This is a genomic window from Streptomyces sp. MB09-02B (assembly GCF_033794485.1).
Lineage (GTDB): Bacteria > Actinomycetota > Actinomycetes > Streptomycetales > Streptomycetaceae > Streptomyces.
In genome coordinates this window covers 1-26,184 of record NZ_JARGEE010000086.1, presented here as the reverse complement: position 1 = coordinate 26,184, position 26,184 = coordinate 1, and the positions used below count along the sequence as shown (strand labels likewise).

The window sequence follows — 26,184 nt, the reverse complement described above, 5'->3', positions numbered from 1 at the left end:
GCGCTGTACGGGGGGCTGGGGTTCGCGGCGCATCACGCGTACCACCACTACCGGGAGCCGGGGGGCGCGGGCCGCGGTGGTGACGCCGGTCCCGGTTCGGGTGCTGGTGCCGATCCGGGTGCCGTGTCGGACGGGTCGTCGTGAGCGGGCATCACCCCGCCGTGCCTGCGCCGTTTCCCCCCGAGCCGGGGCGGGCGGACGAGGTGCGACGGCGGTTCGCTGAGGAGGCGCGGGCCGAGCGGCCCGACCTGGCCCTGCTGTGTCTGCTGGTGGGCGCGGCGGGCGACGGGACACTGGACGACGCGGGCGTCGACGCCGCCGAGATCGAGCTCGACCGGCTGGCCGGGCTGATGCCGTACCGGCCGGGCACGCCGCGTGCGTGGGCGGTCGCGGCGGCCGAACTGCTCGGCGAGCGCTGTGGGTTCCGGGGTTCCGCCGGGGACTACCAGCGGCTGGAGTCCTCGCTGCTGCACCAGGTGCTCGAACGGCGGCGGGGCTTGCCGATCCTGTTGTCCGTGGTGTGGATGGAGGTGGCCCGGCGGGCGGGGGCGCCCGTGTACGGGGTCGCGCTGCCGGGGCACTTCGTGGTGGGGTTCGGGCCGCGCGAGGAGCAGGTGCTCGCCGATCCCTTCGACGGGGGGCGGGTGTTGAGCGGGAGCGACGCGGAGGTGCTGGTGGCCGGGGCGACGGGGGCTCCGCTGGACCCCTCGGTGCTGAGTCCCGCCGATCCGCTCGACGTGGTGGTGCGGGTCCTCAACAACGTGCGGGCGTGGGCGGCGGCGCGGCCCGAGCGGACGGATGTGGCGTTGTGGGCGCTGGAGTTGTCGCTGGCGATGCCTTCGCATCCGGGGCGGTTGCGGTACGAGTGGGCGCGGCTTCTGGTGCAGCGGGGCGAGTTCACGCGGGGAGCTGCCGCGTTGGAGGAGTACGCGGAGGTGGTGGCCGGGGTGGATGCCGGGGCCGCGGAGAAGATGCGGAGGCAGGCGGAGGCGGCTCGGGCTCGGCTGAACTGAGGGTGTTCTCGGATGCCGAGGGGACTGAGGGCGCCTCTTCGCCGTGGCACACCTCCAGTCGGGCGGGTGCGGGTGCGTCGTGGCTGGTCGCGCAGTTCCCCGCGCCCCTGGCCCTTCCACAACACGTCGGCGGTTACAACCAGCCCTTCTCCCGTGCCGTTCTGACCGCCTCCGTCCTGTTTCTCACCGCCAGCTTGTGGATCGCCGTCGACAGGTAGTTGCGGACCGTGCCCTGGGAGAGGTGGAGGGCCTTGGCGAGTTCCGCGTTCGTCGAGCCGTCGGACGCCGCTCGCAGGACCTCGCGTTCGCGGTCGGTCAGGGGGTTCGCGCCCTCGGCCAGGGCCGCCGCCGCGAGCGTCGGGTCGATGACGCGCTCGCCCGCGAGGACTTTGCGGACGGCGGCCGCGAGTTGGGCGGCGGGGGCGTCCTTGACCAGGAAGGCGTCGGCGCCGGCCTCCATGGCGCTGCGCAGGTAGCCGGGGCGGCCGAAGGTGGTGAGGACGACCAGCTTCACCGCCGGCAGGGCCCGGTGGACCTCGGCGGCCGCCTCGATGCCCGTCGCGCCCGGCATCTCGATGTCGAGGAGGGCCACGTCGACGGCGTGGGCGCGGGCTGCGGCCAGGACCTCGTCGCCGCGGGCCACCTGGGCCACGACCTCGATGTCGTCCTCCAGGCCGAGCAGGGCGGCCAGGGCCTCGCGGACCATGGACTGGTCCTCGGCGAGCAGGACCTTGATCGTGCGGGTCATGCGCCGGATCCTACGTCCGGGCCGGAGGGTGTGGCGGGGGCCCGGGCCACCAGGCGGAAACCGTGCCGGGAGCGGCCCGCCTCCAGGGTGCCGCCCACCTTCGCCAGCCGCTCGGTGAGGCCCGCCAGACCGCTGCCCGTGCTCTCGCCGGGGGTGCCGCCCGGAGTGCCCCGTCCGTCGTCGTCCACGGTCAGTTCGAGCACCGGGCCGTCGAGGGTGTGGCGGCGGACGAGGTCCACCGTGCAGCGGTGGGCGCCGCTGTGCCGTACGACGTTGGTGACGGACTCGCGCAGGGCCCAGGCCAGGGCGGACTCGCTCTCCTCGGGCACGTCGGTGAGGCCGGGGTCGGCCGGCAGTTCGGCGGTGATGCCTGCCACCGTCAACGCGTCCCGGGCGCCCGCGAGTTCCGCGCCGAGGCGGGGGCGCCGGTAGCCGGTGACGGCCTCGCGGACGTCGACCAGGGCCTGACGGCTGACCTGTTCGATGTCGGCGACCTGCTGGGCGGCCTGGTCGGGACGGGCGGGGAGCATCCGGCCCGCCAGCTCGCTCTTGAGCGTGATCAGGGAGAGCGAGTGGCCGAGGAGGTCGTGCAGGTCACGGGCGAGGCGCAGGCGCTCCTCGTTCGCGGCGAGCTGGGCGACCGTGGCCCTGGCCTCGCGCAGTTCCTGTGTCGTGCGGACGAGTTCACGGACGCCGGTCATGGAGAGGCCGCCGAGGAGGGCAGGGAGGAGCAGGGAGGCGAGGTAGGCCCCGCCGTCCGGTACGGCGAGGGCGGCGGCTGTGAGCAGGCCCGAGACCGCCAGGATGGTGTAGCGGGCGAGCCGCAGCGGGAGGGCCGCGCCGGCGGCGACCGACACGTAGACGAAGAGGACGAGCCACTCCCGGCCGAGGGAGAGGGCGAGCACGACGGACTGGGCGGCGAGGACGGCGAGCGCGCCGAGCACCATGGGGGTGGTGTCGCGGCGGCCGGTGCGGAAGATCAGCACGAAGTACCAGGCGACGAAGGCCACCAGGCCGGTCCAGCCGAGGACGACGACGCCGTCGCTGTGGCCCCCGTGCAGCAGGTCGCTGACGGGGGCGCTCAGATAGGCGAGCCAGATCCCGGTCCAGAGGAACTTGATCGCCCTCTGTCTGCTGTTCTGCGGGCGCTGCCCGATGCCGACGCCGCTCACGCCTTCAGCGTGTCCTTCCGGTAGAGCCAGGCCGCGCCGCCCGCGAACAGGGCGAAGGAGACGGCCAGGACGACGAGGTCCCGGGTGTGCGGGGTCTGGCTCTGCTCGATGGCCTGCCCCAGCGAGGCGTACGCGTGCGTGGGCACCCAGGTGGCGATGTCCTGCAGCCACCCGGGGAACGTCGTCGTCGGCATCCAGAGGCCGCCGAGCATCGACAGACCGAAGTAGGTGATCATCGTGATCGGGCGGACCGCGTCCCCGGTGGCGAGGTAGCCGATGGCGACGCCGAGCGCGGCGAAGACGAGGCTGCCGGCCCAGATCGCGCCGGTCAGGGCGAGCCACTGCCAGGCGTCCAGGCGCACGTCCTTCACGACGGCGGCCACCACGAAGACGATCACGATGGCCGGCAGGCTGACCACGGCCGCGCTCGCGGTCTTCGCGAGCACGTAGCCGCGCCCGGGCAGCGTGGTGAGCCGCAGCTGCCGTACCCAGCCGTTCTCGCGTTCCTTGGCGATGCGTTCGCTGTTGCCCATCAGGACGGCCGTCAGGGCGCCGAAGGAGGCCATGGAGACCATCATGTACGTCGGCAGGGTCAGACCGGTGTCGCCGAGCTCCTCGGTGCTGCTCGCGCTGCCCGCGATGAGCAGGAACAGCAGCGCGGGGTAGAGCACCGTGAAGAACATGGCCTTGCGGCTGCGCAGGGCGCGGACGAGTTCCAGCTTGATGAGACCGTTCACTTCGACTTCGCCTCCTCGGCGGCGGTGATCGCGACGAAGGCCTGCTCCAGGCCGAGGCCGGCGACTTCGAGGTTGCGGGGGTAGACACCGAGTCCGTAGAGGGCGTGGACGGTCGCGTCGGCGTCGGTGGACTGGATGCGGACGGTACGGCCGGACACGTCGAGCGTGGTCAGGAAGGGGAGGTTCCGCAGCCGTGGCTCGTCGAGCGGGCCGTCGGGCAGGTCGAAGGAGATGCGGCGGGCCCCCGCCCTGGCCTTGATCTCGGCCGCCGTGCCGTCGGCCAGCAGGCGGCCCCGGTGCAGGACGAGCACGCGGTCGGCGATGGCGTCGGCCTCTTCGAGGTAGTGGGTGGCGAAGAGGACGGTACGGCCCCGGTCGGCCTGTTCGCGCATGGTGGCCCAGAACGCCTGGCGGGCGGTGACGTCCATGCCGGTGGTGGGCTCGTCCAGGACGACCAGGTCGCTGTCGCCGGCCGTGGCGAGCGCGAAGCGGACCCGCTGGACCTGGCCGCCGGAGAGCTTGTGGACCTTGCGGTCGGCGATCTGGGTGACGCCGGCGCGGGCGAGCACCTCGGAGACCGGGTAAGGCCGGGGGTGCAGAGCGCAGGCGAGCCGGACCAGTTCGGCGACGGTGACCTCGTCCATCAGGCCGCCGCTCTGCAGCATGGCGCCCACGCGTCCGGCGGTGATCGCCTCGCGCGGGCCGGTGCCGAAGAGGTCGATCGTGCCGCTGTCGGGGCTCCTGAGGCCGAGCAGCAGGTCGAGGGTGGTGGACTTGCCGGCCCCGTTCGGGCCCAGCAGGGCCACGGTCTCCCCCGGGTGCAGGGCGAGCGTCAGTCCGTCCACGGCCCGGACGTCGCCGTACGCCTTCGTCACGTTGTCGAACGCCACCACAGCTGACCGGAGGGCGGCCCTGGTGGTGGTCGTCGTGGTCGTCGTCATGGACACCATCGTGGGCGCGCGGGGGGTGCGGGCGGCAGTGTCGGGGGTCCTCACCCTGGGATGACAGAAGTCATACCCGCGACAGTGACGAGGGGGGCACCCGGGATGTACCGGGTGCCCCCCTCGTCGTGCCGACGCGCCGCGCTCACCGGCGCTCGCCGGGTGCCGCCGCGCCCACCCGTGCCGCCCAGCGGCACGACTGCCCGCAGCTGGAAGCAGCGGCAGGTTGCCGCTAGCTCGGGTCCGTCTCGATGACCGCCGTGCGGTCGGTCGTGCTCTTCAGGGCCAGGCGGAGGGCCCCGTAGACGTCCTGGACGGTGACGGGGGTCTTCTCGCCGTTGCCGCGGGTGATGAGGACGCCGTCGAAGGTGCCGCCGTAGAGCTCCTTGAGCGCCTTCTCGTCGTAGGAGTCGACGAGCTTGCCGTCGACGGCCTTCACCTTCAGGAACTTCCAGAGGGAGTTCTCCGGGCTCAGCAGGATGCTGTGGGCGGCGTCTGTCTGGACCGTCACGGGGGCCGACATCGCCGGCTCGGCGAACTCCTTCATGAACCGGTCGACCTCGGCCTTGTCGACCGACGGCTCCTTGGTGGTCGTCGGCAGCTGCACCGTCGCGGCCTCGCCGGTCTCGACCTGGGTGCGGTACGCCTCCTCGACGGCGTCGGTGGACTCGTCGACCGCGATGCCCTTGCCCGCCTTGCCGTAGACGGCGACGGCCTTGCCCGCCTCGTACTTGACGGTGCCGTCACTGGCCGAGCCGGAGCTGCCCGCGGCACGCTGGAGGGCCGCCTCCAGCTTCTCCTCGTCGACCGGCATGACGGGCTCGACGACACGCTGCTGACCGAAGAGCGCGCCGATCACCGAGACCGGGTTGTAGTCACTGACGGCGGCGGCGCTGACCGTGGCCTGCTTGTCGAACTGGAGTCCGGCCTGGTCGGGCTTGAGGGCGACCGTCTCGCCGTCGACCGAGAGCTTCAGGGCCTCGTTCGTGCTCTTGCCGAAGGCCGCGTCGAGTTTGTTGACGGCCTCGTCACGGGTGCCGCCGCCGATGTCGACGCCGAGGACGGTGGTGCCCTTGGGGACGTCGGAGTGGTTCATCAGCAGACCGGCGCCGTAGACACCGCCGCCGAGGACGATCACCCCGCCGACGAGCAGGCCGAGCTTGCTGCGGCCCTTCTTCTTGGCCGGTTTGGCGGACTTGGTGTTCTTCGCCGGGCCGGACTTCTGCTGCGGGCCGGGGTCGGGCAGCTTCGGCGGCGTGTGCTGCACCGCGCCGTCGGGGCCGCCCGCGCCGAACGGCGTGCTCTGGGTGCCGGGCGGCACGACCGGGATGCCGCTGGTCAGGGTGTGCCCGGAGGGGTTGTCGACGTGGGGGCCGGAGCCGCCGTAGCCCGGGGTGCCCGGTTCGGGGGCGGGCCGCTGCGGGGTGAGGACCGCCGTGTCGTCGCTGATGCCGCCGCCGGGGCGGGCGTAGCCGCCGGAGGCAGCGGGCGCGGAGAAGTCGGCCTCGGGGCCGCCGAAGGGATTGCCCTGGTAGCCGTGGCCACCGGGACCGCCCTGGCCGGGCGGGGGGCCGAGCGGGCTGTCGCCGGTGACGGGGCCGCCGGTGGGGCCCGCCGGACCGGAGCGGCCGTCCGGGCCGCCGGGGCGGCCGCCGTTGTCCGAGAAGTACGGCAGGTCGTCGCGCTCGGGCTTGGTGCCGGCCAGCGCGGCCGACACGTCGAAGGAGCCGGTGCCGCCGCCGTGGCCGGGAGCGACCGGCTGGCCGCCGGTGGCGCCGGGCAGCCCGGCACCGTTGGTCCCGCCGGGCCTGGAGCCCGTGCCGGGGCGCGGGCCGCCGGGCTGCGCACCGGGGCCGCCGGCCATCGGGCCGGGGCCGCCCGCACCGCCGGGGCGGGCACCCGTGCCGGGGGCAGCGGCACCGGGACCACCGATCGAGCCGGTGGAGAGCCCGGCGCCGTTGCTGCCGCCGGTGCTCGTGCCCCTGGCGGGGGTGGCGCCCTTGCGGGGCGCGAACCAGTCGCTGGCCGGCTTGTCGTCGGCGGGCGCGGACGGGTCCGGCGCGGGCGCCGGGGTGTCCGTGAACACGGGCATGGCCGTGGTGCCGGTGGTCTCCGACTCGGACCCGGCGTCGTCCGCCGTGCCGTCGCCGTCGCCGACCGGCTTGCGGACGACGACCGGCGGGATGGGACGCGAGCCGGGGATGTTGATCCGGACCCGCGTCGTCAGCGTGGTCTCGGTCTTGGGTCCGTCCGGCCGCTCGCCGGCGGCCGACCGGGCCGCCTCGGCACCGGCCTCGGTGGCCATGGGCGTGCCGTACGGCGGTGTCCCCGACGGGTACGCGGTGCTGCCGCGCCCATTGGCCCCGGAGGACGAAGTGTCAGTTTCACGACTCAAGGCAGGTTCTCCCGGTTTGCTCCGCCGCCCGTCACGACCTCAACTCAGCGGGCAGCTCGGCGGCGCGCACCACCATACTGGCCACTTCCGCCGCGTATCCCACGACCGCGTGGGAAACCCACACGGGACCCGCACCAGCGCGCCGCGGCGAAGTAGTACGTCACTTCCCAAGTCGGGCGTCGGGACCGGTCGGTTGCCGCCCCCGCCCAAGGGTGGCGCACATCACAGCCACAGCCATGCCGCCGAGCAGGAAGAGGTACGAGCCCGCTCCCGCGCCGAACAGGAAGTCTCCCTCCGGCCTGGTGGACGTCAGCAGGACGACGGAGATCATCCAGCCGGCGGCCGGCGCAACGGCCCCGGCCCGGCCCCCCGTCGCCCGGGCGCCGCCCAGGAACAGCCCTGCCGCGCCGAGCAGCGCGAGCAGCAACCCCCCGGGGAACCAGGCCGCTTGGAGCAGTCCACCGGCCACCCCGATCACGGCTCCCAGGACGAAGAGTCCCAGGTGCGCGGCGGCCCGCCCCAGCGGGGGGAACGTCAACGGCTGTGCGAGCGCGCTTCCTTGCCCGCCCGTCGGCCGGTCCTTCGCGGTCATCGCCGGCCCTCCTCTCGGCAGCCGTGCGCGCGCACCACTCGTGTGTCATACCCATGCGTACGCATCACAGGGCCGTTCCGTTCTGCTGTTCCCCGAAAGTCTGCGTTTTCTCGGAGGTCTGCGCTTGCTCGGAGGTCCGCGCTTCCTCGGAGGTCCGCGCTTCCTCGGAGGTCTGCCGTTTCTCGGGAGAGATGCCGGGGATCCCCTCGAACAAGTCGCTTTCCCGGCCCCCTCCTTCGCGTCTGCCCCGCACCAACTCGTAGTACTCGGTGGTCAGGAGCGGCTGGGCCAGCCGGTTGGAGAGGACGAAGTACGGCTCGGCGACCTCGATCTGCGTGGCGTGTGCGCGCATCGCGGTGGCCTTCGCTGCCGCGAAGCCGGTGCCGTCGATCTCGGTGGTGACGATGTGGTCGTCCACCACTCCGGGCACATCCGTGATGCTCGCGGCCCGCTCGAACGGCAGCCGTCCGGGCTCGGCGAGATCGCGGCGGAGCCGGCCGAAGCCCTCCAGGAGCACCCCGCGCGGCACCCGGTTCCAGTAGACCTTGGCGATCTCCCAGGGCTCACCCAGGTCGGGGCGGTGGTCCGGGTCGGGGGCCAGGTCGGCGGCGCGCATGGCGACGCGGTGGGCCTGGATGTGGTCGGGGTGGCCGTAGCCGCCGTCGGGGTCGTAGGTGACGAGGACCTGGGGGCGTACCTCGCGGATGATCTCGACCAGGTGGGCGGCGGCCTCGTCGACGTCGGCGGACCAGAAGGCGCCGGGCCGTTCGTTCTGTTCGACGCCCATCATCCCGGAGTCCCGGTAGCGTCCGGGGCCGCCCAGGAAGCGGTGGTCGGTGACGCCGAGCTTCTTCATGGCCTCGGCCAGCTCGTCCACCCGGTGCGGGCCCAGGGTGTCGTCGCGGTCGGGCGCGAGATGGGCGAGGCCGGGCGGGATGACCTCGCCCTCCTCGCCGAGGGTGCAGGTCACCAGCGTCACCCGCGCTCCCTCGGCCGCGTACCTGGCCATGGTCGCGCCGTTGTTGATCGACTCGTCGTCCGGGTGCGCGTGCACCAGGAGCAGTCGGCGAGCGACGCGAGATGGGGGTTCCCCCGGCCGAGGGCTGGAGGAGGGCAGATCCGTCATGGGGCCACCCTACGAGGCCCCTGGTCCGCGCCCGTGCGGGGCGCGGGATTCACAGGAACGGTCGGCCGCGGGGGTCGCGGGCCCGGTGGGACGGGCCCTGGGAGAGGCCCCGGCGGCCGGAGGTGTCAGAACTTGATACTGCCGATCATGCCCGCGATGTTGGTCGTCAGCTCGCTGATCGTCGGCGCGATGGTCGAGGAGGCGAGATAGAACCCGAGCAGGATGCAGATGATCGCGTGTGGTGCCTTCAGCCCTGACTTCTTGATCAGGATGAAGACGATGATCGCCAGCAGCACCACCGCCGAAATCGAGAGTGCCACGGCGGCTCACCTCCAAAAGTTCCCTGGGACCTGGGGAGCGAAGCAGTTTGTCGAGGGCTGACGGCGAGTCCGCCGTCAACCGGTGACGTGGGTGACGCAGTTGTAAATCCATACAACGGCCAGCAGGTTCATACCCACCCGGCGGTAGTGATCATAACTATCCATACGCGCGCATCGGTCGGCGCACGGCCGCACAAGGGGGCGCATGGCCAATATGGTCGGAGCATGACGACCCAGCCCGAGTCCTTCCCCCGTCGACACGCCCGGACCCAGCGTTTCTCCCTCGGCGCGCCGAGGGCATTCTCCGTCGCGCCGGACGGTTCCCGCGTGGTGTTCCTGCGGTCCTCGTCCGGCACCGACCGGGCCAACAAGCTGTGGGTGATGGACCTCGGGGAGGGCGGGGAGAGGGTGGCGGCGGACCCGGCCGCGCTGCTCGCCGGCTCCTTGGAGGAGTTGTCGACCGAGGAGCGCGCGCGCCGTGAGCGCCTGCGCGAGGGCGGCGCCGGGATCGTCGGCTACGCCACGGACGCGGCCGTGGAGTTGGCCTCTTTCGCCTTGTCAGGGCGGCTGTTCGTGGCGGAGCTGCGGGCCGGGACGGCACGTGAACTGGACGTTCCCGGGCCGGTGATCGACCCCCGCCCCTCGCCCGACGGCCGGCACGTGGCGTACGTCGCCCGGGGCGCGCTGCGGGTGGTCGGGGCGGAGGGCGGTGCGGACGTGGCGCTCACCGAGGAGGAGGCGGGGAACGTCACCCATGGGCTGGCGGAGTTCATCGCGGCCGAGGAGATGGGCCGTTCACGTGGTTTCTGGTGGTCTCCGGAGTCGGACCGGCTGCTGGTGGCGCGTGTGGACGACACGCCGGTGCGCCGCTGGTGGATCTCGGACCCGGCACAGCCGGAAACGGACCCGCGGCAGGTGGCGTATCCGGCGGCCGGGACCGCCAACGCGGAGGTGCGACTCTTCGTGATCGACCTCGCCGGGGCGCGCACGGAGGTCGTGTGGGACCGGGCCCGTTACCCGTATCTGGCGCATGTGCACTGGTCAGCGGCGGGTGCTCCGCTGATCCTGGTGCAGGCGCGGGACCAGCTCAGCCAGCTGTTCCTGGCCGTGGACCCGGACACGGGGGCGACCCGGATGGTGCACGCCGACGAAGATCCACATTGGCTTGATCTTTTCCCTGGAGTGCCCGCGTGGAGTCCGTCGGGCCGGCTCGTGCGTGTCGCGGACGAGGGCGGCGCGCGGGTGCTGGCGGTCGGCGAACGTCCTTTGACTGGGCCGCAGTTGCACGTCCGTGCGGTGCTCGACGTCGCGGACGCCGATGTGCTGGTCTCCGCCTCGGCGGGTGAGGCGGCGGCCGACCCGGAGATCGGGGAGATCCACGTCTACCGCGTGAACGAACTCGGCGTGGAGCGCGTCTCCCAGGAGCCCGGCGTGCACTCGGCGGTGCGCGCCGGGGGCGTGACCGTGCTCGTCTCGGCCGTTCCGGGGCAGGCCGGCGCCCGGGTGCAGGTGCTGCGCGACGGCAAGCCGGTGGCGACCGTGGCGTCTTGCGCGGAAGATCCCGGTTTGTCACCGCGCGTGCTGTTTACACAGGGGGGCGCACGCCGCGTACCGTGCGCCCTGCTTATGCCGAGCGACTACGACGGGGTCACACCCCTGCCGGTCCTCATGGACCCCTACGGCGGTCCGCACGGCCCCCGGGTGCTCGCCGCGCACAACGCGCACCTGACCTCGCAGTGGTTCGCCGACCAGGGTTTCGCGGTGGTGGTCGCCGACGGACGCGGCACCCCCGGCCGCTCCCCCGCCCGGGAGAAGGAGATCGACGGCGACTTCACGCTCTCCCTGGACGACCAGGTGGAGGCGCTGCACGACCTGGCGACGGCGCATCCGCTGGACCTGTCCCGGGTCGCGATCCGCGGCTGGTCGTACGGCGGCTGGCTCGCGGCCCTCGCGGTGCTGCGCCGCCCGGACGTCTTCCACGCCGGCATCGCGGGCGCCCCGGTCACCGACTGGCGGCTGTACGACACGCACTACACCGAGCGGTATCTGGGTGATCCGGCGAAGAACGCGGCGGCCTACGCGAGGAGTTCGCTGGTCACGGACGAGGGGCTGTCCTCGGCCGCCGAGCCGCACCGCCCGCTGATGGTCGTGCACGGCACCGCCGACGACAACGTGGTCTTCGCCCACGCGCTGCGCCTGTCCTCCGCGCTGCTCGCGGCCGGCCGCCCGCACGAGGTGCTGCCGCTGTCGGGCGTCACCCACATCACCCCGCAGGAACAGGTCGCGGAGAACCTGCTGCTGCTCCAGGTCGACTTCCTGAAGCGTTCGCTGGGCCTGGACTAGGCACGGCGGGCAGCGGGCACGGCAACGGGCCGGGGCTACATGGCGAGCCCCGGCCCGTTTACGGCACCCGCACGGCCGTACGCGTAGTAGATTCGCGCGTCCGTATATCGGAACCGCGTCAGCCAAGTTGCCTGCGTGTTAACGCATTTGGTGTGGATTTGTAGGCTTATTCCGCCTCATTCGTCTGATCGTCCGTCGACTCCTCGGGCGGCACCACCTGCTTCTCCTCCGCGAAGTGGCAGGCCGAGTCGTGGGCGGCCGGGCCGGTGGTGAGCCGGAACTCCGCGGGGACCGCCAGCAGCGGCACCTCCAGCGCACAGCGCTCCTGGGCCTTCCAGCACCGCGTGCGGAAGCGGCACCCGGACGGGATGTTCGTCGGGGAGGGCACATCGCCGAAGAGGATGATCCGTTCCCGGTGCTCGCGGGCCTCCGGGTCCGGGACGGGCACGGCGGACAGCAGCGCCTGGGTGTAGGGGTGCGTCGGGTGGTCGTAGATCTCGGCGTCGCGGCCGAGCTCCACGATCCGCCCCAGGTACATCACCCCGACCCGGTCGGAGATGTGCCGCACGATCGACAGGTCGTGGGCGATGAAGACGTACGACAGCCCGAACTCGCCCTGGAGGCGGTCCAGCAGGTTGATCACCTGGGCCTGGACCGAGACGTCCAGGGCGGAGACGGGTTCGTCGGCGACGATGATCTCGGGCCGGAGCGCCAACCCCCGGGCGATGCCGATGCGTTGGCGCTGGCCGCCGGAGAACTGGTGCGGATAGCGGTTGATGTACTCGGGGTTGAGGCCGACGACGTCGAGGAGTTCCTGCACCCGGCGCCGGCGGTCGCCCTTGGGCGCGACCTCGGGGTGGATGTCGTACGGCTCCCCGATGATGTCGCCCACGGTCATCCGCGGGTTGAGGGAGGTGTACGGGTCCTGGAAGACCATCTGGATGTTGCGGCGGACGGTCTTGAGCGCCCGGCCCGAGAGCCTGGTGATGTCCTCGCCCTTGTAGCGGATCGATCCGGCGGTCGGCCGCTCCAGGTGGACCAGCATCTTGGCGACCGTGGACTTGCCGCAGCCGGACTCGCCGACGATGCCGAGGGTCTCTCCCCGGCCGAGGGCGAAGTCGACGCCGTCGACCGCCTTCACGGCGCCCACCTGCTTCTTGAAGAGGATGCCCTCGGTGAGCGGGTAGTGCTTGACCAGGCCGCTGACCTCCAGGATCGGCTCGGCCTCAGCTGTGGCGGTGGTCATCGAGGCACTCCCTCCAGAAGTGGCAGGCGCTCATCCGGATCCCGTCCGCCGGCTCCACGTCGTACAGCGGGGGTACGTCGGTCCGGCACACGTCGCGGGCCATCGGGCAGCGCGGGTTGAAGGCGCAGCCGGGCGGGATGGCCATGAGGTTGGGCGGCAGGCCCTTGATGGCGTAGAGCTCCTGGCCCTTCTGGTCCAGGCGCGGGATCGAGTCAAGGAGGCCACGCGTGTACGGGTGGGCCGGGGCCTTGTAGATGTCGTGGACGGGCGCGGACTCCACGATCCGGCCCGCGTACATCACCGCGATGCGGTCGGCGACGTCCGCGACGACGCCGAGGTCGTGGGTGATGAGGATGAGGCCCATGTTCAGCTCGCGCCGGAGTTCGGCGAGGAGGTCCATGACCTGGGCCTGGACGGTGACGTCCAGCGCGGTCGTCGGTTCGTCGGCGATGATCAGCGCGGGTTCCAGGGCCAGCGCGATGGCGATCATGATGCGCTGGCGCATGCCGCCGGAGAACTGGTGCGGATAGTCCCGTACGCGCTCCTTGGCGGCCGGGATGCGGACCCGGTCCATCAGTTCGACGGCCTTGGCGCGGGCGTCCTTCTTCGTCATGCCCCGGTGCACGACGAACATCTCGCCGAGCTGGTCGCCGACGGAGAGGACGGGGTTCAGGGAGGACAGGGCGTCCTGGAAGATCATCGCCATCTCGGCGCCGCGGATCTTGCGGCGCTCGTCCTCCTTGAGCTTCAGCAGGTCCCGGCCCTTGAAGAGGATCTCGCCGCCGGTGATCCTGCCGGGCGGCATGTCGAGGATGCCCATGATCGCCTGCGCGGTGACCGACTTCCCGGAGCCGGACTCCCCGAGCACGGCCAGCGTCTGCCCCTCGTCCACCCCGTAGTCGACCCCGTTGACGGCCTTGGCGATCCCGTCCCGGGTGCGGAACTCCACCTGCAGACCACGCACTTCGAGCAACATGACGGCACCTCACCTCAACTTCGGGTCGAGGGCGTCGCGTACGGCGTCGCCCAGCATGATGAACGCGAGGACGGTGATCGCCAGGGCGCCGGAGGGCCACAGGAGGGCGTGGGGGGCGTTGCGGATGTACGGCGAGGCGGCGGAGATGTCGATGCCCCAGGAGACGCTGGGCGGCTTCAGGCCGACGCCGAGGTAGGACAGGGTCGCCTCCAGGGCGATGTACGTGCCGAGGGCGATGGTGGCCACGACGATGACCGGGGCGACCGCGTTGGGGGTGATGTGCCGCAGCAGCATGCGGGAGTTGGAGGCGCCGAGGGCGCGGGCGGCCTGCACGTAGTCGTTCTGCTTGGCGGTGATGACCGAGCCACGGGCGATACGGGAGATCTGCGGCCAGCCCAGCAGCACCATGAAACCGATCACCGGCCAGATGCTGTTGCTGGTGACCACGGAGAGCAGCACCAGGCCGCCGAGGACCACCGGGATCGCGAAGAACACGTCGGTGATCCGGGACAGGACCGAGTCCGGGAACCCGCCGTAGAACCCGGCGAGCCCGCCCAGCACCGACCCGAGGATCGCGACGCCGAGCGTGGCACAGACGCCGACGGCGATGGAGATCCGCGCCCCGTAGACGGTACGGGTGTAGACGTCGCAGCCCTGACCGTCGTACCCGAACGGGTGGCCGGGCTGCGCGCCCTCCTGGGCCTTGGCGAGGTCGCACTTGAGGGGGTTGCCGGAGGCGATCAGCGACGGCCAGAGGGAGATGACGACCAGGAAGAGGATGACCAGGGCCGAGATGATGAACACGGGGTTGCGCCGCAGGTCGCGCCAGGCGTCGGACCAGAGGCTGCGGGCCTTGTCGGCCGGGCCGCCCGCGTCGGCGTTGCCGAGCCCCTTCTCCAAGGTCTCCCCTTCGGTGGTGGCCAGGTCCATGGTGCCGTCCAGCCCCGTCGCGGCGATCGCCCCGCCCTCGGCGGCGCGCTGGCCGCCCGAGACGTGGGGCTCCTCGGGTGGCGGCTCAGGCATAGCGGATCCTCGGGTCGAGTACGGCGTAGAGGAGGTCGACGAGCAGGTTGGCGATGAGGAACACCAGCACGAGGACGGTCACGAAGCCGACGACGGTCTGCGTGTTCTGGCGGAGGATGCCCTGGTAGAGCTGGTAGCCGACGCCGTGGATGTTGAAGATCCGCTCGGTGACGATGGCGCCGCCCATCAGCGCGCCGATGTCGGTGCCGATGAAGGTGACCACGGGGATCAGGGAGTTCCGCAGCAGGTGCTTGCGGATCACCCGGTGCCGGGGCAGCCCCTTGGCGACGGCGGTGCGGACGTAGTCGGCGCGGGCGTTCTCCGCGATGGACGTCCGGGTGAGGCGGGTGACGTAGGCGAGGGAGACGGAGGCGAGGACGAGCCCGGGGACGATCAGCTCGTCGAAGGGCGCCTCGGAGGAGACGGACGGCCGGATCCAGCCCCACTCCACGCCCAGCAGCAACTGGAGCAGCAGTCCGGTGACGAAGGTGGGGACGGAGATGACGACCAGGGTGACCACCAGCGCCCCGGTGTCGACGGGCCGCCCGCGCCGCAGGCCGGTGACGACACCGAGGGTGATGCCGATGACGATCTCGAAGAGGATCGCGACGATCGTCAGCCGGATGGTGACGGGGAAGGCGGAGGCCATCAGCTCGGTGACCTCCTGCCCGTTGAACGCGGTGCCGAAGTCGCCGGTGAAGACGTTGCCCATGTAGGTCAGGTACTGCTGCCCCACGGGCTTGTCGAGGCCGAACTCCCGTCTGAGCTGGGCGGCCGTCGCCGGATCGCACTCCCGGTCGCCGCAGAGGCCCGCGATGGGGTCGCCCATCACGTTCACCATCAGGAAGATCAGGAGGGTGGCGCCCACGAAGACCGGGATCATCTGGAGCAGGCGCCGGGCGACGTACCGTCCCACGGGAGGTCAGCCGACCTTGATCTGGTCGTACACCGGCACGCTGAACGGGTTCAGGGTGACGTCGGAGAGCCGCTCCGAGTAGCCTGCGCTGCCGTTCTGGTACCAGAGCGGGATGGCGGCCATGTTGTCCCGGACGACCTCCTCGGCCTGCTGGAACGTCTCCACCGCCTTCGCCGTGTCGGACTCGGCGTTGGCCTGGTCGACGAGCTTGTCGAAGTCGGCGTTGGACCACTTGCCGTCGTTGGAGGAGGCGTTGGTGTAGTACAGCGGCTGGAGGAAGTTCTGGATGAGCGGGTAGTCCATCTGCCAGCCCGCGCGGAACGGGCCGCTCATCTTCCGTTGGGTGATCTGGTTGCGGTAGTCGGCGAAGGTTCCGACCGGGTTGCCGACGCACGCCTTGTCGTTGTCGAGGGCGTTGTTGATGGAGTTGCAGACGGCGTCGACCCACTGCTTGTGGGAGCCGGTGTCCGCGTTGTACGTGATCTTGACCTGGCCGCCGGGGAGGCCGCCGCCCTCCTGGATCAGCTTCTTGGCCGCGTCCGCGTCGTACTCGCAGGCGTCACCGCACAGGCCCTCCTTGTAGCCGCCCTCCTCGCCGAGGACGGGGGAGGTCCAGTCGGTGGCGGGGGTGCGGGTCTTCTGGAAGATGGTGTCGGTGATCTGGTCGCGGTCGATGGCCCGCGAGAGCCCTTCACGGACCTTGTCCGAGCCCTCCTTGTTCCAGTTCTCGTCGTAGAACGGGAAGGACAGGGTCTGGATGATGCCGGCCGGGGTGTTGATGTACCGGTCGCCGAGGTCGGCCTGGACGTTCTTCAGCTGGGCGGCGGGGACGTCGTCGACGAGGTCGAGGTTGCCCGCCATCAGGTCGGTGTAGGCGGTGTTGTTGTCGGTGTAGACCTTGAGGTCCACTCCGCCGTTCTGCGCCTTGTCCTCACCCGGGTAGTCGTCCCACTTGCGCACCGACAGCTGGGAGCCCTTGGTGTAGGAGTCGACGGCGTACGGGCCGTTGCCGACGGGCTTGGCCAGCCAGGCGTCGTGGTCGGTGAAGAACGACTGGGGCAGCGGGGCGAAGGCGTTGTAGCCGAGGGTGTCGGGGAAGGTCGAGAACTTCTGGGTGAGCTTGACGGTGAAGGTGTTCTCGTCGACGACCTTCAGTCCGGAGAGGGTGTCGGCGGTCTGCTTGCTGCCGTCGTCCGGGTGGGTCCTGTCGTAGCCCTCGATGTACTCGAAGAAGTACGCGTTCTTCTGGTTGTTCTTCAGGCTCGCCCCGTAGTTCCAGGCGTCCACGAAGGACTTGGCGGTGACCTTCTCGCCGTTCTGGAAGGTCCAGCCGTCCTTGACGGTGATGGTGAAGTTCTGCGAGTCGGTCGTCTCGATGGTCTCGGCGAGCATGTCCTTCGCCTCGCCGGTCTTGGGGTCGTACCGCTTCAGCCCGCGGAAGATCATGTCCAGCACCTTGCCGCCCTGCACCTCGTTGGTGTTGGCCGGCTCCAGCGGGTTCTGCGGGTCGCCCCAGGAGGAGCTGAGCACGGCGCCGGCGTCGGCGCTGCCGCTGCCGCCGCCGTCGCCGTCGTCCCCGCCTCCGCAGGCGGTCGCGGCGAGAGCCACCGCGGCCGCGCCGGCGATCCATCGGGCGTGCGTGGCTCCACGCATGGGGTGCCTCCTCGTCCGTGCGCGAGTGTGCGCAGTGCTCCAGCGCGGGTGCGCTGTTCCGTTACCGGTCAATATCGACCGGTTGCGCGCACTGCGCACATCACTCGGCCCGTCCGGGGGAACACCTCCCTCCGGATGCACGCACTCACTGTCTCTGGCGCGGCGGGGGCGAGGGCGGGGGCGGCCACGTCTGCCCGCCCACCTGCCGGTCCTCGCCCTGCCCGAGGAGGGGTCTGGCCGCGAGTGTCCGCGGAGTCCCACTCGGTCCGGCCGCGACATGGGGTTCCATGCTCGCGACGTGGGACCGAGCGGCCACTTGCCGACGGCGGGGGCCGCGCCTCCAGGGAGCCTCCGCTGCGGCGCGGGACGGCCCGGCCCCTTCAGCCCGTGCGACCCGAGGCCCGGCCGAGGGTCCCGCCCTTGACTCCGGCGAGGAAAGCGTGCAGGGCCGCGGGCGTGGTGGCTATGACGGTCTCGGGGGTGGCGCTTTCGCGTAGGTGGGGGCGGCTGGTTGTAGGGGCGGCTATCTCGACGCAGGTATCGGCGCCACCCTCGCCGTAGCTGGACTTCTGCCACCTGGGCTGGGCCATGCGCGCCTTCCTGAGGCCGGGTGCTCCCTACAGCAGGGGGTGCAGGAGCCGCTGGATCAACCCCAGCGAGTCCTTCGCCGCATGCCCCTCAGGTGGTACGCCCGCGTCCACCGGAGGGAGCGCCGCTTCCCGCAGCCTAGCGAAGAGGTCCGTGTACCGGGCAATGGCCTCGGCATCGCCCAGGTGCAGCGACTTCTCGATGTGCGCCACGATCACCGTACCGAGCGGACGGACAACAGGCTCCACGAGAGTGACCGAGGACCCGAAGGGCACCGGACCGTCGAACGGGAGGATCCGCACTGTCACATGCGGCAGACGCGAGGCCTCGATCAGCCGCTGCAACTGTTCCCGCATGATGCGGGGGTCACCCAACGAGGCATGCAACGCCGCTTCGTGCACGACGGCGTGCAGGCGTGGTGGACGCGCGCCCGCAAGGCGTGAGACGGCCCGAGGAATGGATCGGGCAGGAAGCGCCGCATACGCCCGCTCGCTACTCTCGGGACATGGAGTACGCCAAGATGCGCGCGATCGCGGAGGAACTCGGGACTCACGCTGAGCAGCTTGAGGGAGCATGGCGCGTCGAGATCGGCCCCTCGGGTCCGATACTGGCCATGATGTGCCCATCGAAGCGCCACGAGGGCACAGTCCGTCGCATCTGTAAGCAACTCGACGAACAACTCCTCACCTCACACGCCGGCTACATCTGCGCGAACGGCCCCGAGATCGAGCACCCGGCGCTCGGCCGCATGCGGCGCCCGGATGCCGTCGTCATTCCCGAGGACGTACTCGACGAGGAAGGTCTCGCCGTCGACGCCACCCAGGTGCTGGCCGTCATCGAGATCGTCTCACCGTCCAACCCGGACAACGACTACGGCCAGAAGCTCACCGAGTACCCCGCCATGGGGATCGCCCACTACATGATCGTCGACCCTCGCACGGGCACCATCGAGGTGCATTCCGATCCATGCAGGGGCCGGTACTCCCGCAAGGATCCGTACATCTTCGGCGACAAGGTGCCGTTCGGTGCCTGGACTGTGGAGACCGCCGCGTTCCGCCGTTACGGCCGGGCGGGCGACAGCCCGACCTGACGGGCGGCCCGCACCGAGGGCGTGGATCAGCCCAACTCCCCTCGCTCCACGCAGAACTCGTTGCCCTCGGGGTCGGCCATGAGGACCCAGCCGCCGCCGTCGGGGCGGGTGTGGTCCGCGATCACGCGGGCGCCCAGCCCGAGTGCCCGCTCGACCTCCTCGGCCCTGGTGCGGCCGTGCGGCTTCAGGTCGAAGTGGAGCCGGTTCTTCGCCGACTTGCCCTCGGGGACTTGTTCTGAAGACGTAACCAGGCGCACGCTGGGGGAATGACTCGATACGTCGCTCTGTACTGCCGACTGTCCCCCCGCCCCGACGGTAGCTATGAAGGTGTTGATCTTCAGGAAGGGTGGGGCCGCTCCTACGCCGCGAGCATGTGGCCGGGCCTGCCCGTGACCGTGTTCGCCGATGCTGGTATCTCCGCCGCCAACGGCGACCACAGACCCCGGTTCGAGGACTTCCGCGCGGCTCTCGCACGCGGGGAGGTCGCCCACGTGTGGGCCGTTGAACAGTCCCGGTTGGAACGGCGTGAGGTCGAGTGGTTCACTCTCGCCGCAGAGATGGACGCAGCCGGAATCAGCGAGCTGCACACGAACAGGGACGGCGTTGTACGCGTACATGATGAGGTCGCCGGAATCCGCGCGGTACTCAACGCTGGGGAGGTGCGCAAGATGAAAAAGCGGGTCAACGATCGTCTTGCCGAGAATGCCGCCCAGGGGCGCCCTGCGGGCTCCAAGCCGTTCGGCTACGGCCATGCTGTCGACGAATCCGGCAACAAGACATACGTGATCATCCCGGAGCAGGCAGATGCGATCCGGTGGGCCGCTGAAAAGGTGTTGGACGGTTGGTCGCTCGCCAACATCGCTGCGGAATTGCGGGGGCGCGGACTGGTCGGCGCGCACAGAGTGAAGGTCAAAGACGTCAGAGGTGAGATCGTCACCGATGCGGCGGGGAAGCCCGTCACGCGGCCCTCTACGCTCACGGCAAGCTCTGTGCGGTCCATGGTGACTAAGCCGACCATTGCAGGGTTCCGAGTCCATCAGGGCGTGATTGTGGGCCGTGGAAACTGGGCGCCCATCCTCGATGAGGCAACGTGGCAGGCGTGCCGGGCGAAGCTGTCGGCGCCTCGCACGGTGCGCACCTCGGACGGCTTCACCTACCCGATTACCGATGCGCACAAGGGGAATCCCGCTGGGCGCAAGTACACCTTGACCGGTGGTCTGGCAGTGTGCGGCGTATGCAGCGCACCCATGGTCGGCTCGATCAAGAAACTGAAGAACGGAAAGCGGACGCCGTACCTGTTGTGCCACCCGAACCGGGGCGGTAAGGGCTGCACGGGCGTAATGCTCGATGCCACTGAAAAGCACGTTGCCGATGAGCTTTTCAAGGAACTGGACAAGCCGGAATTCCTCGATGCCCTCACTTCTGACGATCACGCCGTGCGCAGGGATGAACTCACGGCCGAACTCACGGCAGTTGACGCAGAACGCAACGAAATCGCTGCCGAGCGGGGACGTGGTGAACTGACACTTGCCGAGTGGAAAAGCATGCGGGCCGGTCTGAACGAGCGCGAGGAGCGGCTGCGGGCCGAACTGGCAGCCATCCCGGCGCCTGCCATGGCCATGGACGTAACGGCCGCACGGGGGGCCTGGGACGACGGTATGACGCTGGATGAGAAGCGCGCATTCCTGCGTATGTTCATCGACTGCGTGACGATCAAGCGCGCCAAGCCGGGAACCAAGGGTTTTGATCAAAACCGCGTCGCGATCAAGTGGCGGCAGGCGTGATGTAGGTAACACTCAGCAAACGGCGGCTCTCCAACTGGGGGCCGCCGTTTGCTTGTTGAAAGCGATCCGGTTCGGGTGATGCGAGGACAGTCGAAACACCTCTACCGGTGGCAAGCATTCTGTGCTTAGCCTGATTGGCATCCGGGCTGTGATGACGAGATACCGGCCCCATGTCCCTGGGCGGGACATATTCCAGGACGCCTCATGCCCATCTCTCCAGAGGCCGCACGAATCCGCGCCCGCATTGCCGCGCAGAAACGCCACCACCCCGACGCGGACACCTCTGCCCTCGAACGCGAGTTGAAGGCTGCCACCCTCGCCGCGCGCGTAGAACGGGCCATAGACGACCCCGTACAGCTTGCCCAAGCCGCGCGCATAGTGCGTGCGGCCCTCGACCGCAAGCGCGTCGCTCTGGCGGACCTGACACCGCTTCCTGCCCCCCGCGCGCACGGGGATTCCCTTGACGCCGCATAGGCAGATATCGCGCTTGCGCGCTTTCATGCGCCCTGGGCGCTAATTCGTCTACGCCTGAGAATCCCCAACGCAGTCAAGATTCTTGAATCTTGGAGGGGCGCCCCCGGTCCCTTGGCAGGTAGCCATTCCACGGGGAGTAGCAAGGGGAGAACTCTGACTAACCATATTTGGATGTGATGCAACATGCCCAAGAGGAACCGCCCAAGAAAGCCGGTGCCGGCGCCCAGCGGACCCCCGAAAGTGCTTAAGGAGTTTGCCCGGAAGTATCGTTGTTCGCATTGCCGGTCGAGTGTTGACGGCATCGTTAAGGACCCATCCGGCATTTGGCGGATGATGATTGGCCACGACGGCACATGCCCAGTTTTGCGGGGCACACTTACGGACTTGTACGACACCGTGCGGGCAGCTGTAGCGGCAGGCGGAGTAACAGGGGTCATAACTGGCCCATTCGGCGGGGGCGCTGAGTGAGTGATGAGCAGCTTTCCCAATCGGATATAAACATTCGCCTCGCCCTCGCATGGCTCCTTAATCCCGATGCAGCACCTCTATCGAGCTATACCGATGACGTGCAGCGTCTAATAAGCGCCCTGTCGTCAAAGTTGCCAACAAGCGGCCTCGACGCGGAAACAGAGGCGCGTATCGATGCGTTCGAGCGTGAGGGTGCCGTACTTCGAGAGGCGCAACGGATTGTCGCGTACGAGGAAGCAAAGACGCTAGCCAAGAAAATGCTTGCCGAAAAAAACGGCAAAGGTGCTTCCTGGGCTCCGGTAGACATTGCGGAAGTATGGGAGACAGTCGAGAGCGAGACACAAACTGACGTTGGCTATCTATCCGGCGACATGCCGCTAGGTATCTTTTATCGAGGGAAAATCAACGGCGTACATGCAGAGTCGGAAGCGGGCAAGTCATGGCTTGCCTGTTTGGTAGCCGTACAAGAAATAATGGCAGGCAGGCATGTTGCCTACATCGACTTTGAGGACGACGCAGCCGCAATCATCCGGCGCCTAAAGATGCTCGGCGCAAGTCGCGAGGACATAACCCATTTCTTCCACTACTGCAACCCTACGGGGCCGCTTACGGACGCCGAGGAAAGCGAGTTTCAGAGGCTCGTTTCTCTTGACGGCAGTCTCGCCATATTCGACGGCATGACAGAGGCAATGGCTCTTGAAGGCTTGGACGGCATCAAAGCGGAGGACGTAGCGGCATGGCATTCCAAGATGACAAAGCCGTTCGCTGCCGCTCAATGGGCCGTCGTTGTGCTCGACCACGTGCCGCACGACGGTAAGCGCGCCATCGGATCACAGCACAAAAAGTCTGCCCTTACAGGCGTGTCCTATCTCCTTGACCCCGTCCATCCGATAGGTAAAGGCGCAACCGGAAAAAGCAGGCTCCGAGTCGAGAAAGACCGGCCAGCATGGGTAAGGGCCCATGCCGTACCGGGCAAGACTCCGCAGCACTTCGCAGACCTAGTGATCGATTTCAAGGAAAAGCCTATGCCCATAGCCAAACTATGGCCAGCACGCCCAGCGGATGACAAGGGATATAGGGCGGAGCCTCCGGAGAAGCTACGTACTGCCGTCCTGGGATTTGTCCAACACAACCCAGGGGCGAGTAAGAGCGCGATACGCCGAGGAGTCACAGGCGGAAACGCAGAGATTGACTGGGCGCTGGAATGGCTTATAGATCACGCCCAGGTGATCATTAAAAGTGTCGGCCAGGCTAATAAGCACTACCCTGCCGACCCTGCCGGAACCCTGCCTTAACCCTGCCGCGCGGCAGGGTCGTATGTCCCTTTGCAACCCTGCCTCCCTGCCCCTGCCTATAAGGCAGGGCAGGCGGCAGGGCAAGGAACGGGCAGAGAAAGGCCGAAGGTAGGAAGCAAGATCACGGCAGGGTGGCAATGCTGGGCGCTGGAACCTGAAAGCCTCTCGTCACAAGGCGAGAGGCAGGCCGGAGCGCTCCGATTTTTAGAAAACCGCCCCTTTCCCAGCCCCGGCCCAAACTCGAATTTTTCTCCCCGATGCCGAGTGCACCGGGTGATCTTGAAGGAGTCGCCATGGACAGCAGGACCGTTGAGCCCGCCGTCATCCCGGCTTTCCTCCGGGCCTGCCTCGCCGGAGACGAGACAGGCGCTGCGGTGATCGTGGACAACTCAGACCCGATAGAGCTGATATTCGCGTTGGCGGCATGGGCGAATGCGTACGGGATCTCTACGAAGAATGATTCTCCTGTGATTTGGGATGCTGCACTCGCAGAGGTTCAGAGACAAATGTCTGGGCGGTGATATACACTCCGGATACTTCCGGGTATGGGTAGCGCTCCCCGGCAGATGTCCCGTGTGGAGCGCAGTCCGGCCGGATTCTCTGTGCCACGGCAGCCCCCTTCGAGCGGGCTAGGTGTCCTGGCTTGTCGGGCAGATGCCCCCGATGGTCAACCCTTTGCAGCGGGCGCGCGTCCCTTTTCGCGTGTACTGAACTTGGGGGTTTCTCATGACCTCGTACACACTTTCCGACCGGATTCGCCAGGTCGAAGCGACGCGCGATAATGCGCGCCGCAGCAAGGAAATCGCACAGCAGCAGATTCATGCCCTTCTCGAATCCGCGCAGCGTGCTGGCCGCTCCAACCTCACACAGGAGGAGGACCGGGAAGTCTCGCGCTTGATGGAAACGAAAGAGGCTTCGGTGATTGAGGCGCGGAATGCTGGGCGCGACCTTGAGCAACTGCGCGCCGTGCAGCTCGAAGAAATCGAGTACGGCAAGAGGGCGAACCAGATCACGCCCACGAACGTGCGCAGGGTCGCCTATGACCGTGTCGCGCGCATCGGAATGGAGGAGCGCACCTATCGCCCCGACCAGGACCCGAACGGCCGGAACTTCCTGACCGATGTTTCCCGACAGTTCCTTTTTGGCGACCCTGGAGCGCAAGAGCGCCTCGCCCGGCACATGCGGGAGGAACAGACGGAGCGGGGCGAGTATCTGTCGCGTGCGGTCGGTACAGGCGCGTTCACGGGCCTGACCGTGCCGCAGTACCTCACCGAACAGTTCGCCCCCGCCACGACCTCTCTACGGCCGTTTGCGGATGCTGCCTGCAATCCTCACCCGTTGCCCGCTCAGGGTATGACCATCGAACTGTCTCGCATCACCACGTCGTCGAGCGCGGCAATCCAGGCTTCGCAGAACACGGCTGTTTCGGAACAGAACATGGATGACACGCCGCTTTCGATTCCCGTACAGACTGCGGCTGGGCAGCAGACCGTTTCTCGGCAGGCAATCGAGCGGGGGTCGGGCATCGACGACGTCACCATGCAAGACCTTTTTAACCGAGTCGCCACCACGTTGGATTCGACGCTGCTGAATCAGGCCACGACGGGTCTGACGAATGTTGCATCGTCCACGGCCTACACCGACGCGTCGCCGACTGCGGCCGAGTTGTGGCCGAAGATTCAGGGTGCCGCATCGACTGTCGAAGCCACGCTCTTGAACATGGGCTATGCCACGCATGCGGTGATGCATTCACGCCGCTGGAATTGGCTTGCCTCTCAGGTCGGCTCCACCTGGCCGTTCGTTTCCACGAGCGGAATGCCGGTCAATGCCGGCGGTCTGACGCTCACGAATGAGTACGGCCCGGCGGTTCGCGCCAAGCTCTCTTCCGGCATTCTCGTGGTGGTGGACAACAACATTGCAACGAATCTCGGTGCTGGCACAAACGAGGATGAGATCTACGTTGTGCCGCGCAATGAGTGCCACCTTTGGGAGGACCCTGCCGCGCCAATGTTCATCCGTGCGGAGCAGCCTGCCGCCGCATCCCTGGGCGTGCTGCTCGTGGCGTATGCGTACTTCGGCTACACATTTCAACGCTACGGGTCGGGCGCCATGACAAAGGTAGCGGGCACCGGTCTGGTCACACCGACGTTCTGACCTGTCTGGCCATGAAACGACCCCGGTATCCCCTCGTGTCTGCGAGGCGGATACCGGGGCCGTTTCTTTGCTGGGACCTCTAAGAGGCTGCGGGCGTCCGGGTCGCCTGCATGCCTCTGGTCCACAGTTCTTCGGCGTGCTCCGCAAAACGGTCGAACATCCCGCCGCTTTCATGCTTTCGCAGGTGCAGGAGTGGTGAATCATGGCCGACCAGTCGGGCGAGGTGTGGGGTGACCAATGCTTCTTCGTCGAAGCGGAAAACGGACAAGGAAACGTGATTCACTGCATCATCCGGTGCAGAGAAACGCGTCTCCAGTCCCTCATGTGTGCCTAGCTTGCCGAGGTGTTCAAGGGTGATGCGGATGCGGGTGGAAACGGAGAGCGCCACGTCTTCGATTGCTTCCCGATTTCGGGTCACCTCTCCATCAGGGTCGCCGAGGAGGAAGCGCACGCGGCATCCGTCGTCGAGCTTCCTTCGCAAAGTCTCAACGAACACAGGCTGGTCGAGCCACAGAAAGTAGTTTGTGTATCCGGCGAAAAAAATCTCTTCCGTGGCGTTGGCGACCAACTCGCCCCACACTGTGGAAGGGCAGGCCGACCGGTATGGATAGGAGCGGATAATTTCCCGGTCGCCGCCGGTCTTGATTCGGTCCTTTACCGCTTTCGGCCAGATCATTTCTTCGTCAACTCCCAACGCCTTACAGGCGTCTTCCCTGTTTCTGGCATGCGGGATGAGTGCAGCGTCCGCAACCCATCGTTCAACGGTCTTGCCGGAAACGCCCACACGGGCTGCCAGTTGCCGAGGCGACAAACCGGCCGTCTCCATAGCTGATCTTAGCGCCGTGTTCAAGGCTTCCCCCTGGGACGTTTGGGCGTTCTTCCACGCTACCGCTGAGACGTCTCAACTGTCGCTACATCTGGGCGATTTCGTCCTTCACGGGTCGGCAGCATGGCCAGACGCAAGAGACCCCCGCGCCGTGCGACCGGCCGGGGGCGTGGACCACCTGAAAGAGGCAGGCAGTCACCCATGGGTCTATCACGAACGCTCGAACGAGTGAGAGCCGCATTCCGGCGACGCACCCCCGGCAGGCACAGCCGTTCCGCACCGCCCCCGCAGGCGCCCCATGCGC

The 26,184-nt window shown here is 68.6% G+C and carries 24 protein-coding genes; 7 read left to right on the top strand and 17 right to left on the bottom strand.

Going from position 1 to position 26,184, the window contains the following annotated elements:
• The first annotated feature begins 161 nt into the window (after positions 1-161).
• Positions 162-1,013 (top strand): transglutaminase-like domain-containing protein, encoded by an 852-nt coding sequence (locus tag P1P70_RS15030; protein WP_319237378.1) that lies wholly within the window; start codon positions 162-164, stop codon positions 1,011-1,013.
• Between the two features lie 133 nt (positions 1,014-1,146).
• Here the strand turns inward: P1P70_RS15030 and P1P70_RS15025 are convergent, their stop codons facing one another.
• The 8 genes from P1P70_RS15025 to P1P70_RS14990 all read right to left on the bottom strand — a co-directional run bounded on the left by P1P70_RS15025 (position 1,147) and on the right by P1P70_RS14990 (position 9,044).
• Positions 1,147-1,761 (bottom strand): response regulator transcription factor, encoded by a 615-nt coding sequence (locus tag P1P70_RS15025; protein ID WP_319237377.1) that lies wholly within the window; start codon positions 1,759-1,761, stop codon positions 1,147-1,149.
• Positions 1,758-2,933: a sensor histidine kinase gene (locus P1P70_RS15020; protein WP_319237374.1), complete on the bottom strand. Its 1,176-nt coding sequence runs from the start codon at positions 2,931-2,933 to the stop codon at positions 1,758-1,760. The genes P1P70_RS15025 and P1P70_RS15020 overlap by 4 nt, the downstream gene beginning before the upstream one ends.
• Positions 2,930-3,670 carry an ABC transporter permease gene (locus tag P1P70_RS15015; RefSeq protein WP_319237371.1) on the bottom strand — a complete coding sequence of 247 codons (741 nt, stop codon included), beginning with the start codon at positions 3,668-3,670 and terminating at the stop codon, positions 2,930-2,932. The genes P1P70_RS15020 and P1P70_RS15015 overlap by 4 nt, the downstream gene beginning before the upstream one ends.
• Entirely contained in the window at positions 3,667-4,611 is a 945-nt protein-coding gene (locus tag P1P70_RS15010; RefSeq protein WP_319237368.1) for an ABC transporter ATP-binding protein, read from the bottom strand. Before P1P70_RS15010 ends, P1P70_RS15015 begins: the two co-directional genes overlap by 4 nt.
• A 232-nt stretch (positions 4,612-4,843) precedes the next feature.
• Positions 4,844-7,006: a hypothetical protein gene (locus tag P1P70_RS15005; RefSeq protein ID WP_413471472.1), complete on the bottom strand. Its 2,163-nt coding sequence runs from the start codon at positions 7,004-7,006 to the stop codon at positions 4,844-4,846.
• Positions 7,007-7,166: 160 nt separating this feature from the next.
• Positions 7,167-7,598, bottom strand: coding sequence for a DUF6113 family protein (locus P1P70_RS15000; RefSeq protein ID WP_319237362.1), 432 nt, complete (start codon positions 7,596-7,598; stop codon positions 7,167-7,169).
• A 64-nt stretch (positions 7,599-7,662) separates the two neighbouring features.
• Complete coding sequence (gene mshB, locus P1P70_RS14995; RefSeq protein WP_319237359.1) at positions 7,663-8,724, bottom strand: N-acetyl-1-D-myo-inositol-2-amino-2-deoxy-alpha-D-glucopyranoside deacetylase; 1,062 nt, start codon at positions 8,722-8,724, stop codon at positions 7,663-7,665.
• A 125-nt stretch (positions 8,725-8,849) separates the two neighbouring features.
• Positions 8,850-9,044 carry a hypothetical protein gene (locus tag P1P70_RS14990; RefSeq protein ID WP_005480627.1) on the bottom strand — a complete coding sequence of 65 codons (195 nt, stop codon included), beginning with the start codon at positions 9,042-9,044 and terminating at the stop codon, positions 8,850-8,852.
• A 225-nt stretch (positions 9,045-9,269) separates the two neighbouring features.
• On the opposite strand from P1P70_RS14990, the gene P1P70_RS14985 reads away from it, so the two are divergent.
• Positions 9,270-11,387, top strand: coding sequence for a prolyl oligopeptidase family serine peptidase (locus P1P70_RS14985; protein ID WP_319237356.1), 2,118 nt, complete (start codon positions 9,270-9,272; stop codon positions 11,385-11,387).
• A 166-nt stretch (positions 11,388-11,553) separates the two neighbouring features.
• Here the strand turns inward: P1P70_RS14985 and P1P70_RS14980 are convergent, their stop codons facing one another.
• The 7 genes from P1P70_RS14980 to P1P70_RS14950 all read right to left on the bottom strand — a co-directional run bounded on the left by P1P70_RS14980 (position 11,554) and on the right by P1P70_RS14950 (position 18,364).
• Positions 11,554-12,633 carry a dipeptide ABC transporter ATP-binding protein gene (locus tag P1P70_RS14980; RefSeq protein ID WP_319237354.1) on the bottom strand — a complete coding sequence of 360 codons (1,080 nt, stop codon included), beginning with the start codon at positions 12,631-12,633 and terminating at the stop codon, positions 11,554-11,556.
• On the bottom strand, positions 12,614-13,609 hold the full coding sequence (locus tag P1P70_RS14975) for an ABC transporter ATP-binding protein (protein WP_319237351.1): 996 nt from the start codon (positions 13,607-13,609) through the stop codon (positions 12,614-12,616). The genes P1P70_RS14980 and P1P70_RS14975 overlap by 20 nt, the downstream gene beginning before the upstream one ends.
• A 9-nt stretch (positions 13,610-13,618) precedes the next feature.
• Complete coding sequence (locus P1P70_RS14970; protein ID WP_319237348.1) at positions 13,619-14,632, bottom strand: ABC transporter permease; 1,014 nt, start codon at positions 14,630-14,632, stop codon at positions 13,619-13,621.
• Complete coding sequence (locus P1P70_RS14965) at positions 14,625-15,548, bottom strand: ABC transporter permease (protein ID WP_184899092.1); 924 nt, start codon at positions 15,546-15,548, stop codon at positions 14,625-14,627. The genes P1P70_RS14970 and P1P70_RS14965 overlap by 8 nt, the downstream gene beginning before the upstream one ends.
• Before the next feature lie 6 nt (positions 15,549-15,554).
• Entirely contained in the window at positions 15,555-17,201 is a 1,647-nt protein-coding gene (locus P1P70_RS14960) for an ABC transporter substrate-binding protein (RefSeq protein WP_319237346.1), read from the bottom strand.
• A gap of 380 nt (positions 17,202-17,581) precedes the next feature.
• Positions 17,582-17,791 (bottom strand): DUF397 domain-containing protein, encoded by a 210-nt coding sequence (locus P1P70_RS14955; RefSeq protein WP_319237345.1) that lies wholly within the window; start codon positions 17,789-17,791, stop codon positions 17,582-17,584.
• Between the two features lie 27 nt (positions 17,792-17,818).
• Entirely contained in the window at positions 17,819-18,364 is a 546-nt protein-coding gene (locus tag P1P70_RS14950) for a DUF5753 domain-containing protein (protein ID WP_319237344.1), read from the bottom strand.
• Here P1P70_RS14950 and P1P70_RS14945 point away from each other — a divergent pair.
• Entirely contained in the window at positions 18,295-18,879 is a 585-nt protein-coding gene (locus P1P70_RS14945; RefSeq protein WP_319237342.1) for a Uma2 family endonuclease, read from the top strand. The two genes, P1P70_RS14950 and P1P70_RS14945, sit on opposite strands and share 70 nt — an antisense overlap.
• A gap of 26 nt (positions 18,880-18,905) precedes the next feature.
• Here the strand turns inward: P1P70_RS14945 and P1P70_RS14940 are convergent, their stop codons facing one another.
• Complete coding sequence (locus P1P70_RS14940) at positions 18,906-19,220, bottom strand: VOC family protein (RefSeq protein WP_413471473.1); 315 nt, start codon at positions 19,218-19,220, stop codon at positions 18,906-18,908.
• Here P1P70_RS14940 and P1P70_RS14935 point away from each other — a divergent pair.
• From P1P70_RS14935 to P1P70_RS14920, 4 genes are all read left to right on the top strand, one after another.
• Positions 19,146-20,663, top strand: coding sequence for a recombinase family protein (locus tag P1P70_RS14935; protein ID WP_319237340.1), 1,518 nt, complete (start codon positions 19,146-19,148; stop codon positions 20,661-20,663). The two genes, P1P70_RS14940 and P1P70_RS14935, sit on opposite strands and share 75 nt — an antisense overlap.
• A 938-nt stretch (positions 20,664-21,601) precedes the next feature.
• Entirely contained in the window at positions 21,602-22,900 is a 1,299-nt protein-coding gene (locus tag P1P70_RS14930; protein WP_319237339.1) for a hypothetical protein, read from the top strand.
• Between the two features lie 293 nt (positions 22,901-23,193).
• The gene (locus tag P1P70_RS14925; protein ID WP_319237338.1) at positions 23,194-23,421 is read left to right on the top strand and encodes a hypothetical protein; all 228 of its coding nucleotides are present in this window, start codon (positions 23,194-23,196) and stop codon (positions 23,419-23,421) included.
• A 205-nt stretch (positions 23,422-23,626) separates the two neighbouring features.
• The gene (locus P1P70_RS14920) at positions 23,627-25,054 is read left to right on the top strand and encodes a hypothetical protein (RefSeq protein WP_319237337.1); all 1,428 of its coding nucleotides are present in this window, start codon (positions 23,627-23,629) and stop codon (positions 25,052-25,054) included.
• A 79-nt stretch (positions 25,055-25,133) separates the two neighbouring features.
• Here P1P70_RS14920 and P1P70_RS14915 read toward each other — a convergent pair whose 3' ends face one another.
• On the bottom strand, positions 25,134-25,880 hold the full coding sequence (locus P1P70_RS14915; protein ID WP_319237336.1) for a helix-turn-helix transcriptional regulator: 747 nt from the start codon (positions 25,878-25,880) through the stop codon (positions 25,134-25,136).
• Positions 25,881-26,184 lie beyond the last annotated feature (304 nt).